The 10,899-nt window shown below is 61.3% G+C and carries 10 protein-coding genes and 1 tRNA gene; 4 read left to right on the top strand and 7 right to left on the bottom strand.

The genetic code is table 11. The features are described from left to right. The 7 genes from D3872_RS21555 to cysS form a co-directional block, all read right to left on the bottom strand. A partial coding sequence (locus tag D3872_RS21555; protein ID WP_119812719.1) for a sugar diacid recognition domain-containing protein occupies positions 1-1,045 on the bottom strand: 1,045 nt, incomplete at its 3' end. 473 nt (positions 1,046-1,518) lie between these two features. Continuing rightward, positions 1,519-1,612: transfer RNA gene (locus D3872_RS21550), tRNA-Ser, on the bottom strand. A 95-nt stretch (positions 1,613-1,707) separates the two neighbouring features. Further along, positions 1,708-2,955: an aspartate kinase gene (locus D3872_RS21545; protein ID WP_119812718.1), complete on the bottom strand. Its 1,248-nt coding sequence runs from the start codon at positions 2,953-2,955 to the stop codon at positions 1,708-1,710. Positions 2,956-3,083: 128 nt separating this feature from the next. Next, on the bottom strand, positions 3,084-4,490 hold the full coding sequence (gene tilS, locus D3872_RS21540) for a tRNA lysidine(34) synthetase TilS (RefSeq protein ID WP_119812717.1): 1,407 nt from the start codon (positions 4,488-4,490) through the stop codon (positions 3,084-3,086). After that, positions 4,487-5,464 (bottom strand): acetyl-CoA carboxylase carboxyltransferase subunit alpha, encoded by a 978-nt coding sequence (locus tag D3872_RS21535; protein ID WP_119812716.1) that lies wholly within the window; start codon positions 5,462-5,464, stop codon positions 4,487-4,489. The genes tilS and D3872_RS21535 overlap by 4 nt, the downstream gene beginning before the upstream one ends. Positions 5,465-5,521: 57 nt before the next feature. Continuing rightward, the gene (locus D3872_RS21530; protein WP_119812721.1) at positions 5,522-6,181 is read right to left on the bottom strand and encodes a DNA-3-methyladenine glycosylase family protein; all 660 of its coding nucleotides are present in this window, start codon (positions 6,179-6,181) and stop codon (positions 5,522-5,524) included. Continuing rightward, entirely contained in the window at positions 6,181-7,578 is a 1,398-nt protein-coding gene (gene cysS, locus D3872_RS21525) for a cysteine--tRNA ligase (RefSeq protein ID WP_119812715.1), read from the bottom strand. Before cysS ends, D3872_RS21530 begins: the two co-directional genes overlap by 1 nt. A gap of 282 nt (positions 7,579-7,860) precedes the next feature. On the opposite strand from cysS, the gene D3872_RS21520 reads away from it, so the two are divergent. The 4 genes from D3872_RS21520 to D3872_RS21505 all read left to right on the top strand — a co-directional run bounded on the left by D3872_RS21520 (position 7,861) and on the right by D3872_RS21505 (position 10,889). Further along, complete coding sequence (locus D3872_RS21520; protein ID WP_119812714.1) at positions 7,861-8,460, top strand: peptidylprolyl isomerase; 600 nt, start codon at positions 7,861-7,863, stop codon at positions 8,458-8,460. Between the two features lie 52 nt (positions 8,461-8,512). Then, positions 8,513-9,001, top strand: coding sequence for a peptidylprolyl isomerase (locus tag D3872_RS21515; protein WP_119812713.1), 489 nt, complete (start codon positions 8,513-8,515; stop codon positions 8,999-9,001). 35 nt (positions 9,002-9,036) lie between these two features. After that, positions 9,037-9,789, top strand: coding sequence for a UDP-2,3-diacylglucosamine diphosphatase (locus D3872_RS21510; protein WP_119812712.1), 753 nt, complete (start codon positions 9,037-9,039; stop codon positions 9,787-9,789). Positions 9,790-9,869: 80 nt separating this feature from the next. Further along, the gene (locus D3872_RS21505; RefSeq protein ID WP_119812711.1) at positions 9,870-10,889 is read left to right on the top strand and encodes a Fe(3+) ABC transporter substrate-binding protein; all 1,020 of its coding nucleotides are present in this window, start codon (positions 9,870-9,872) and stop codon (positions 10,887-10,889) included. The last annotated feature ends 10 nt before the right edge of the window (positions 10,890-10,899 follow it).

Genomic DNA, 10,899 nt, shown 5'->3' with positions numbered 1-10,899 from the left:
GCGTGTTGCGGTGGATGCCGAGAGCGTGGGCGGTGGCCGCCGAATTCTCGTCGTGGGCGAACCATGTATCGAGCGTGGTGCGAAGCATTGCGCGGCTCTTGTCGTTGGCCAGCCTGGCAATCGGCATGCGCAGCTGGCGCGCCTGCCAGCCGGTATCGAGACCGGACAGCAGTACCGGCAAGGCCATCTCGTAATAGCTGAAATACTGCTGCCCTGGGTCGCGTCCCCTCCCGATCCTGGCCGCGGTGCGAGCGCTCTGGTACGAGACGGCCGCAGCTTCCATACCCGGCAGGGCGATGCCCATCGATAGCGTGAAAGGCAGTTCGCATTCCTCCCGCACCAGCGTCGACAGCGCCTCCATGCGCTTTTGCGGCATGCTGTCGGCGCCCTTGCTGCGCAGGTCCCAGGAGTCGAGCAGCACCATTTCGCTTGGGCCGACGGTGGCCGTGAGCGCATCCTGCCGGCGCGCGAGGATGCGCATCTGCAGGCGCTGGATGTCGGCCAGGGCGTGGCCGGCGGCGTCCTGTTCCAGCTGCAGCTCCAGCAGGAACACCAGCTGCATGCGGTCGAAACTGAATCCCAGGCGGCGGGCCCACCGTTCGAGTTCCGGCCGGGTCGCGGGTTCGTAGCGGATCAGGTTCAGCACAAAAGCTTCGCGGTAGCGCGAATTGCTTTGCAGTTCCTGCGCAAGCGCCGCCTGCTCCAGGATCATCTCGGCCGTCAGGCGAACCAGTTCGCCGAACTGGCGCACCTCATCGGGGATGCCGCTCAGCCCCAGCGCGCCGCAGACCTGGCCGCCGACGGCCAATGGCAGGTTGACGCCGGGATGGGCGCCGTGCAGCTTGCGCGCCGATGCGGCGTCGATTTCGACGGTCTGCTTCTTTGCCAGCGCCAACAGCGCGCCGGCATGCAGTTCCCCGACCCGGGCGTGGTCGCCGCTGGCAAGGATGCTGCCATTCGCATCCATGACGTTGATGTTGAACGGAATGATCCGCATCGTGCGGGTGACGATTTCCTGCGCGAGCCCGGTGTCGAGTATGTGCATGTGGAGTACTTGTCTTGTGCGAGATGACGAAGCGGCCGGGCCATGGCCCCGGATTACGCCTGAAGTATAGTGATTATGCACAAGAAATTAAGCTGCGGTATCGCCGTTGCGATATTTGGATTCCGTGGGCCGGCTGTTGGGGGAGACTTACGCGGTTACTCGCCCGACGCATGCTGCGCGTCTTGCCGCCTGCGTGCAGCAATCTACCTAGGTAAACAATTTGAAAATCTTCGGCAGCATCGCTTCGACGGTTTCCAGTGCGTTGCGGAGCTCAGCACCCCCAAAAAAAGCTCCCTTGCGGGAGCTTTTTCCTCAATACTTGGCGGAGATGGTGAGATTCTCCTACATGCTGCAGGCCGCCCGATCGCGAGTACGCGATCGTCTTCGATTCTCACGCGCAAGCCCCGCAGGGGGCTTGCTCATCCCCGCGCCCGGAAATGAAAAAACCCGCCGAGGCGGGTTTTTAATAATACTGGCGGAGATGGTGAGATTCGAACTCACGATACAGGTTTAAGCCCATATGCTTCCTTAGCAGGGAAGTGCCTTCGGCCACTCGGCCACATCTCCTTTCCTCACCCAGCAATCGCCAGATCAAGAGACCGGAATGTTACAGTTCGCCGGCCGGTTTGGTCAAGGGAACCGGCGAAGTTTTTTGAAAAAAATTATTCTTTTTCCAAATCAAACGCCTTGTGCAGCGCACGTACGGCCAGTTCCATGTATTTCTCGTCGATCAGCACCGAAATCTTGATCTCGGAGGTCGAAATCATCAGGATGTTGATGCCCTCTTCCGACAGCGTGCGGAACATCTGCGACGCGACGCCAACGTGGCTGCGCATGCCCACGCCCACTACCGATACCTTCGATACCTTGGCGTCGCCCGAAATGCTGGCCGCGCCGATCTCGTTCTTCACGCCTTCCAGCACGCCCATCGCCTTCTGGTATTCGCCGCGCGAGACGGTGAAGGTGAAGTCGGTCTTGCCTTCGACCGACTGGTTCTGGATGATCATGTCGACTTCGATGTTGGCGTCGGCTACCGGTCCCAGGATGTGGTACGCCACGCCTGGCTTGTCGGGCACGCCCAGGATGGTGATCTTGGCCTCGTCGCGGTTGAACGCGATACCGGAGATGACGGCTTGTTCCATATTTGTATCTTCCTCAAACGAAATCAGGGTGCCCGAGCTGGCTTCTTCTTCGAGCGGCATAAGGGGATCGGTCAGCGACGACAGCACGCGCGTTGGCACGCGGTAGTTGCCTGCGAATTCAACGGAGCGGCTCTGCAGGACCTTCGACCCGAGCGACGCCAGTTCCAGCATCTCTTCAAAGGTAATGGTCTTGAGGCGGCGCGCTTCTTCCACCACGCGCGGGTCGGTGGTGTACACGCCGTCAACGTCGGTGTAGATCAGGCATTCGTCGGCCTTCATCGCTGCGGCAATCGCTACTGCCGAGGTGTCGGAACCGCCGCGGCCGAGGGTGGCGATGTTGTCCTCATCGTCCACGCCCTGGAAGCCGGTAATGATGACGATCTTGCCTGCGTCGAGGTCGGCGCGGACTTTTTCGTCGTCGATCGACTGGATGCGGGCCTTGGTGAACGAGGAGTCGGTCTTGATGGCGACCTGCCAGCCTGCATACGATACCGCCTGCTTGCCGATGGCCAGCAGCGCCATCGCCAGCAGCCCGACGGAAACCTGTTCGCCGGTCGAGGCGATCATGTCGAGTTCGCGTGGATCAGGCTGGTCCATGATCTGCTTTGCCAGGCCGATCAGGCGGTTGGTTTCCCCAGACATTGCCGATGGCACGACGACAATTTTGTGCCCTGCATCATGCCATTTGGCAACGCGGGCAGCGACGTTCTTGATCCGGTCCGTCGAACCCATCGACGTACCGCCGTATTTGTGGACTATTAATGCCATATGAGAGGAAATCCGCGCGAAAAATATAGAATGAAGAGCTTTACTCTACATGCTGCGCTGCAAAATCTCAAGTAGGCGGAGGCAAGATTCCCATATCAAATAGGAATATGCTCATACCGTATGCATAATTATTTGTTGGCGGACCAGCTTAACCGGATGGTTGCCACCGCGTCGCTTGCGAAATGCCTGCAGTCCATGCCGATGCCTGCCGCAAAGATCAGGTCCCTGCCGGCGAACACGACCGGAAGACGTTCACGCTCCCATGCCGGCACGTCGAACGCCTGATAATGGTACTTCAACGGCCGCGTGGGACGGTTGTCGGCCAGTTTGAGGCGCTCCCCACCTTTGCGGAAGTCGATCAGCAGGGGGTTGTCGCGGAGCCATTCCGCATCGAAGCCAGGTTTTCCCTGATGGAACCACAACGTGCCGCCGTAGTCAGGAAACTCGATGGATTCCTCGCCGTTCCACGTGAACGACTGCCCTTCCTTGACGATCACGCCTTCATCGTCGGGATCGCGCATGCCGGCCAGGTCGTCCAGCTTGGGCGTGATGTAGAGCCGGTCGCGATGGCGGCGGATGTGGCAATCGGGGTGGGTGACCAGCAGCTGCGCGTCAGGGCGTGCCTCGACCAGCTGCGTCGTCATCTCGACCAGCCATGCCGTCGAGGGCATGCGCAGGCCGCGCTTGGAGAACCAGTGGCGCAACACGTTGTGCGCCCGGTCCAGGCTCATCGCACGCAGCTTCGCCACGTCGACCGAATCTTCGCGAAGGATGGCGCCAAGGTCCTGCTCGGCCATCTCGGCCAGCAGGCGCTGCGCGGACTGCGAATGCGCGGCGCTGCGGGCAAAGCGTTCCTGGAAGCCCGGGAAGGCATCTGCAAGCGCCGGCATCACCTTGTGGCGCAAGGCATTGCGCGCATAGCGCGCGTCGGCATTCGATTCGTCTTCGACGTACGACAGGCCGTGCTCGGAAACATAGGCTTCGAGATCGCCGCGCGAAACCGGCAGCAGTGGACGCGCCACCACCAGTTCCGGATTGCCCAGCAGCTCGGGCGCGGTGTTGGCCGCGTCCATGCCGGATAGCCCCGCAGGGCCGGAGCCGCGCAGCAGTTGCAGCAGCACGGTTTCGGCCTGGTCGTCGAGGTGGTGGGCGGTCAGCATCAGCGTGACGCCGCGCTCATGCGCCATGTCGCCCAGCGCCGCATAGCGCAGCTTGCGCGCGGCCGCTTCGACGCCGGACTTGCTCTTGGTCAGCGTGACCTTGCGCGACGCGAAAGCAACGCCCAGCGCGGCGCAGGCCTGCTCGCAGTGCGCCAGCCAGGCATCCGCGTTCGGGCTGATGCCGTGGTGAACATGGAAAGCATGCAGCGCAATGCCGTGCTGCTGCGCCCAGGCATGCGCCAGATGCAGCAGCGCGGACGAATCCAGGCCGCCGCTGTAGGCGATTGCAATCGTGGGGGAAACGGTGTTCGCGCGCAGCGCGTCAAGCGCCCGCGCGAACGTTACCGGGAGAGATCCCGTTTGCTGCCGGCTCACTCTTCTGCCGGCGTCGTTTCTTTGAACTTGCCGTAGCTCATCAGCTTCTGATGGCGGGCTTCGATCAGGTCCTTGGTCTTCATGCCCTGGAACTGGCGCAGCGAATCGGCCAGCGCGCGCTTGAGCATCACGCCCATCTGCTTCGGATCGCGGTGCGCGCCGCCCAGCGGCTCGTTGACGATCTTGTCGATCAGGCCCATTGCCTTCAGGCGGTGTGCCGTCAGGCCCAGCGCGTCGGCGGCGTCGGAGGCGCGCTCGGACGTCTTCCACAGGATCGATGCGCAGCCTTCCGGCGAGATCACCGAGTAGGTTGCGTACTGCAGCATCAGGACCTGGTCGCCGACCGCGATCGCCAGCGCGCCGCCGGAGCCGCCTTCGCCGATGATGGTCGCGATCAGGGGAACTTTCAGCTCAGCCATGACGTACAGGTTGTGGCCGATCGCTTCCGACTGGCCGCGCTCTTCCGCGTCGATGCCGGGGAACGCCCCCGGGGTGTCGACGAAGGTGAAGATAGGCAGGTTGAACTTTTCGGCCAGCTTCATCAGGCGCATGGCCTTGCGGTAGCCTTCCGGCTTCGGCATGCCGAAGTTGCGCATCGCGCGCTCTTTGGTGTCGCGGCCCTTCTGGTGGCCGATGACCATGCAAGCCTGGCCGTTGAAGCGCGCCAGGCCGCCGATGATCGACAGGTCGTCCGCGTAGGAACGGTCGCCGTGCAGCTCGTGGAAATCGGTGAAGATCTCGTTGACGTAGTCCATCGTGTACGGACGCTGCGGGTGGCGCGCGATTTGCGAAACCTGCCACGGCGTCAGCTTGGCGTAGATGTCCTTGGTCAGCTGTTGGCTTTTCTTGGCCAGGCGGTCGATCTCTTCGGAGATGTCGACGGCCGAGTCGTCCTGGACGAAGCGCAGCTCTTCAATCTTTGAATCGAGCTCTGCGATTGGCTGTTCAAAATTGAGGAAAGTTGTTTTAATCATTGTACCTCCGTGTTATTTCCGGGCCGCTTGTTACTCCCCGCGCGGCCAATTCAGGCGCTATTCTACCGGAACCGGATCGAGACTACGCCATAAATACCAGGTCGCGACAGTACGCCACGGCTCCCAGTTGGCCGACACCTCGCGCGCATCGCTGCGCGAAACCGGTTCACCAGAGAAATAATTCTGGCTGATGCCCTGGATCAGGCCAGGGTCGTCGAGCGGCAGCACATTCGGCCGCAGTAAATTAAATATCAAGAACATCTCGGCCGTCCAGCGGCCGATGCCGCGGATCTGCACCAGTTCGGCGATGACGGCTTCGTCTTCCATCTCCGCCCACTGGTTGGCGTGGACGCGCTTGGCCTTGAAGTGGTCGGCCAGGTCGAGGATGTATTCGGTCTTGCGCTTGGACAGGCCGCAGGCGGACAGCTGCTCGGCGCCGGCCTTGATCACCTGCGCCGGCGTGATTTTCGGGCACACGATCAGCAGCTTGTTCCAGGCGGCGTCGGCGGCGCGCGCGGTCACCTGCTGGCCCACCACCGAACGCGCGAGCGTGGTGAAAGGGTCGCCGTTGCCGACCAGGTGCAGGTCGCCGAACTGCGGGATCAGCTTCTTCATGATGCGGTCGCGCTTCATGAGTTCGGCTTTCGCTTCCTCCCAGTACGGCGGAACCTCGAGAATCAGCGAGGTCGTACCCGCCGTGTCCTTGTTTAGGGCCATCATGCGCGGCGCCAGTTGGTCGTGCCGTCCGGCTTGTCTTCCAGGACGATGCCGGCGGCCAGCAGGTCGGCGCGAATCTTGTCGGACTCGGCGAAGTTGCGGGCCTTCTTGGCGGCGGCGCGCTGTTCGATCAGGCCCGCGATGGCGGCTTCGCTCATGCCACCCGAATCGCCCGTGCCGGCCTGCAGGAACTGCTGCGGAGAACGGCCAAGCAGGCCGATGACCGATGCGAGCGCCTTCAACTGGCGTGCCTGCGCCGGCGAACGGCTCTTGTTAACTTCCGACGCCAGGTCGAACAAGGCCGCGACCGCGATCGGCGTGTTGAAGTCGTCGTCCATCGCTTCGCGGAAGCGCACGGCGTGGGCTTCGTCCCAGTCGACGGTGCATTCGCCCGAGCCGATGTCGATGCTTGATAACGCGGTGTACAGGCGCGTGAGCGCGACGCGCGCGTCGTCCAGGTGGGCGTCGGAATAATTGAGCGGGCTGCGGTAGTGGGCGCGCAGGATGAAGAAGCGCACTACTTCGGCATCGTACTTTTTCAGCACGTCGCGGATCGTGAAGAAGTTACCGAGCGACTTGGACATCTTCTCGTTATCGACGCGCACGAAGCCGTTGTGGATCCAGTAGTTGGCCATGGCCTGGCCGAATGCGCCTTCCGATTGCGCGATTTCGTTTTCGTGGTGCGGGAATTGCAGGTCGGCGCCGCCGCCATGGATGTCGAAATGCTGGCCGAGGGTCGCGCACGACATCGCCGAGCATTCGATATGCCAGCCCGGACGGCCGCTGCCCCATTTCGAAGGCCACTTCACTTCGTCCGGTTCGGATTCCTTGGACGCCTTCCACAGCACGAAGTCGAGCGGATCGCGCTTGCCTGTATTGACGTCGACCCTTTCGCCAGCGCGCAAATCGTCCAGCGATTTGCCGGACAGCTTGCCGTAACCGGGGAAATCGCGGACCGCGTAATTGACGTCGCCGTCTTCGCCCTTGTAGGCCAGGCCCTTCTGTTCCAGCAGCTCGATGATGCCCAGCATTTGCGGGACATATTCGGTGGCGTGCGGGACCACGTCGGGCGGCAGGATGCCGAGCGCCTGGGTGTCCTCGTCCATGAATTTTTCGAAACGCGAGGTGAGCTGCGAAATCGATTCGCCGTTTTCCACCGCGCGCTTGATGATCTTGTCGTCGATGTCCGTGATGTTGCGTACGTACTTGACCTGGTAGCCGGAAGCCTTGAGCCAGCGATAAATGACGTCGAACGCCATCATCATCCGCGCGTGGCCGATATGGCAGTAATCATAGATCGTCATGCCGCAAACGTACATGTTTGCCTTGCCGGCTTCGATCGGGATGAAGGTCTGCTTTTCACGCGCCAGCGTGTTATAGATCTTTAATTGGCTCATCTGGCTTTTGCTTTTATCGTGCGTATTCGGAGGGAACGATGATCGGGCAACACGAATGCCGGGCGCAATCACCACAGGGGTGGGCGCCGCGAAAACGTGGCTTGCTTCGAGATCGTCAGGACCCTCTGGTATTGTTCTTCTTGATAGAATGGGACGTTCTGCGCAAAGTATAGCATTGATAAAATACCGTCTGGCCGCAACCGGGGCAGGTTTATTTTTCCGGGCAAGTCTTGACAGCCTGCATGCGGTCCGCAGCCACAACAACAACCAAAGGAAGACACTATGCAAAAAACTCTGCTGTTCCGCACCCCTGCCATGGCCCGCTTCGCCGCGTTCTTCGCCGGCATCGCCTTGGCCGGATCGGTGTTCGCAGCACAAGGTCCACAGGTCTCGCTGAAGACCAGCATGGGCGAAATCGTGATCGAGCTCGATCATGAGAAGGCGCCGAAGTCCACCGTCAACTTCATCAAGTACGTCAAGGACGGCTTTTACAAAGGCACCATTTTCCATCGCGTGATCGACGGCTTCATGATCCAGGGCGGCGGTTTCGACGCCAAGCTGCAGCCGAAGCGCACCAAGAAGGCAATCCCGATCGAATCGAACAACGGCCTGTCGAACGTCAAGTACTCCGTGGCCATGGCGCGCGGCGACAATCCGAATTCCGCCACCTCGCAGTTCTTCATCAACGTGGTCGACAATCCAGGCCTCGACTATCCGGGCAAGGACGGCCACGGCTACGCCGTATTCGGCATGGTCGTGAAAGGCCAGGAAGTGGTCGACAAGATCAAGGGCGTGCTGGTCGACGACAAGCCTGGCTTCGAGAACGTGCCTGTCACACCGGTGACCATCAAGTCGGCGACTGTCCTCAAACCTGTAAAATAACGGTTCTCGCGCAGTCTTTCGAAAAATAATTTCAACTCACAGGATAAACATCATGGCCGTACTCATCAAGACCAACATGGGCGACATCACCGTCGAACTGGACGCCGAAAAAGCACCGAAATCCGTTGCCAACTTCCTCGACTATGCCAACAAGGGCCACTACAACAACACGATCTTCCACCGCGTGATCGGCAACTTCATGATCCAGGGCGGCGGTTTCGAGCCAGGCATGAAGCAGAAGCCGGCGGAGCAGACGGTTGAAAACGAAGCCAAGAACGGCCTGAAGAACGACACCTACACGCTGGCGATGGCGCGTACCTCCGATCCGCACTCGGCGTCGGCCCAGTTCTTCATCAACGTCACCAACAACAGCTTCCTCGACTATCCAGGCCAGGACGGCTGGGGCTACGCCGTCTTCGGCAAGGTCACCGACGGCACCGACGTGGTCGACAAGATCAAGAAGGTCAAGACCACCCGCAGCGGCATGTTCGCCGACGTGCCGGTCGATCCAGTCATCATCGAAAGCGTAGAAGTCATCTAAATGAAGTTCGGGCATTCGAATCCGGTATCGTCGCGATGACAGTGCTCGCGCTTTTCATTTCAGACCTGCACCTGCAGCCCTCGCACCCGCACAACGCCGAAGCATTCCACCGCTTCCTGGCGGAGCGGGCGATGGGCGCGCAATCGCTTTACCTGCTCGGCGACCTGTTCGAGTACTGGGCCGGCGATGACGACATCGCCGAACCCTTCAACCAATCCATCATTGCCGCCATCCGCGCGGTCAGCGACGCCGGTGTCAAGGTGTACTGGATCGCGGGGAACCGCGACTTCCTCGTTGGCTCCGCATTTGCCGAAGCGGCAGGCGTGACGCTGCTGCAGGAGCCGCACGTTGCCGACATCGGCGGCCGGCGAGTGACGCTGGTGCACGGCGACGCCGAGTGCACGCTCGACACCAAATACATGGAATTCCGCGCGCAAGTCAGGCATCCCGCGTGGCAGCAGCAGTTCCTGTCCATGCCGCTGGCGCAGCGCAAGGCGATCATCGCCGGCCTGCGCGAAGGCAGCAAGGAAGCGCACGGCACCAAATCATACGAGATCATGGACGTCACACCTGAAGCGGTGGGCGCGCTGTTCGTGCGCACCGGCAGCGACGTCATCATCCACGGCCACACCCACCGCCCCGCCCTGCATGACCACGGCGATGGGCGCCGCCGCTTCGTGCTGCCGGACTGGGAAGTCGACGCGCACCCGCCGCGCGGCGGCTGGATTTCCATCGACAGCGACGGCGTCATCAGGCGCCACGGCGTGGACGGCGAAGTCCTGGACTGATTAGTTCAGAAACGCGTGCGATGATAATGATTATCATTTATGATCATGTTTTCGATATTCTTCAAGTTAGGTCCAAAAACATGAAATCGTTCCGACTCGGCGTCGTTGCCTCACTCTTCGCTGCCAGCGCAGGCGCAGCCTTTGCGCAGCAAAACGAACTCAATCTGTACTCGTCGCGCCACTACCAGACTGACGAAGCGCTGTACTCGAACTTCACCAGGCAGACCGGCATCAAGATCAACCGAATCGAAGCGGGCGAGAACGAACTGATTGAGCGGATCCGCAACGAAGGCGCGAACAGCCCGGCCGACATCTTCATCACGGTGGACGCGGCACGCCTGGCCAAGGCCGACGAGCTGCAGCTGTTCACGCCATGGAAATCGAAGCAGCTTGAAGCGCGCGTCCCTGCGCACCTGCGCACCGAAGACTGGATCGCCTTCTCCACGCGCGCGCGCGTCATCGTCTACAACAAGGCCACGGTCAATCCCGCCGACCTCCAGACCTACCAGGACCTGGCCGATCCCAAGCTGAAGGGCAAGGTATGCGTGCGCTCCGGATCGCACCCGTACAACCTGTCGCTCGGCGCCGCGCTGCTGGAACATACCGGCGCGGAAAAAACCGAAGCCTGGGCCAAGGGCGTGGTCGCCAACTTCGCGCGCTCGCCAAAGGGCGGCGACACCGACCAGATCAAGTCGGTCGCAGCGGGTGAATGCGGCGTTGCGCTCGCCAACAGCTACTACGTGGCGCGCATCCTGCGCTCGGAAAAACCGGAAGACAAGAAGATCGCCGCGAACTTCGGCGTGGTGTGGCCGAACCAGAAGACCACCGGCGCGCATATCAACGTATCGGGCGGCGGCATCCTGAAGCACGCCCCGCACAAGGAAGCTGCGGCCAAGTTCCTTGAGTACCTCGCATCAGACCAGGCCCAGATCTACTTCGCGGACGGGAACAACGAATGGCCAGTAGTGGCAAGCGTGAAGGTGAAGAATCCGGGGCTCGAAGCGATGGGTGCGTTCAAGGCCGACACGGTCCACGTCGGCAAGCTGTCGAAGAACCAGGCCGCGGTGCAGAAGATCTTTGACCGGGCGGGCTGGAAGTAAGGGCGGCTCC

It is taken from the genome of Massilia cavernae (assembly GCF_003590855.1).
GTDB lineage: Bacteria > Pseudomonadota > Gammaproteobacteria > Burkholderiales > Burkholderiaceae_D > Telluria_A > Telluria_A cavernae.
The sequence above is the reverse complement of the archived record's forward strand: the minus strand, read 5'-3'. Positions and strand labels throughout refer to the sequence as shown.

Excerpts from the sequence above, each read along its gene's own strand:
- D3872_RS21545 (WP_119812718.1), bottom strand. The coding sequence starts at position 2,955 with ATGGCATTAATAGTCCACAAATACGGCGGTACGTCGATGGGTTCGACG.
- D3872_RS21535 (WP_119812716.1), bottom strand. The coding sequence starts at position 5,464 with ATGATTAAAACAACTTTCCTCAATTTTGAACAGCCAATCGCAGAGCTC.
- D3872_RS21530 (WP_119812721.1), bottom strand. The coding sequence starts at position 6,181 with ATGGCCCTAAACAAGGACACGGCGGGTACGACCTCGCTGATTCTCGAG.
- cysS (WP_119812715.1), bottom strand. The coding sequence starts at position 7,578 with ATGAGCCAATTAAAGATCTATAACACGCTGGCGCGTGAAAAGCAGACC.
- D3872_RS21520 (WP_119812714.1), top strand. The coding sequence starts at position 7,861 with ATGCAAAAAACTCTGCTGTTCCGCACCCCTGCCATGGCCCGCTTCGCC.
- D3872_RS21515 (WP_119812713.1), top strand. The coding sequence starts at position 8,513 with ATGGCCGTACTCATCAAGACCAACATGGGCGACATCACCGTCGAACTG.
- D3872_RS21510 (WP_119812712.1), top strand. The coding sequence starts at position 9,037 with ATGACAGTGCTCGCGCTTTTCATTTCAGACCTGCACCTGCAGCCCTCG.
- D3872_RS21505 (WP_119812711.1), top strand. The coding sequence starts at position 9,870 with ATGAAATCGTTCCGACTCGGCGTCGTTGCCTCACTCTTCGCTGCCAGC.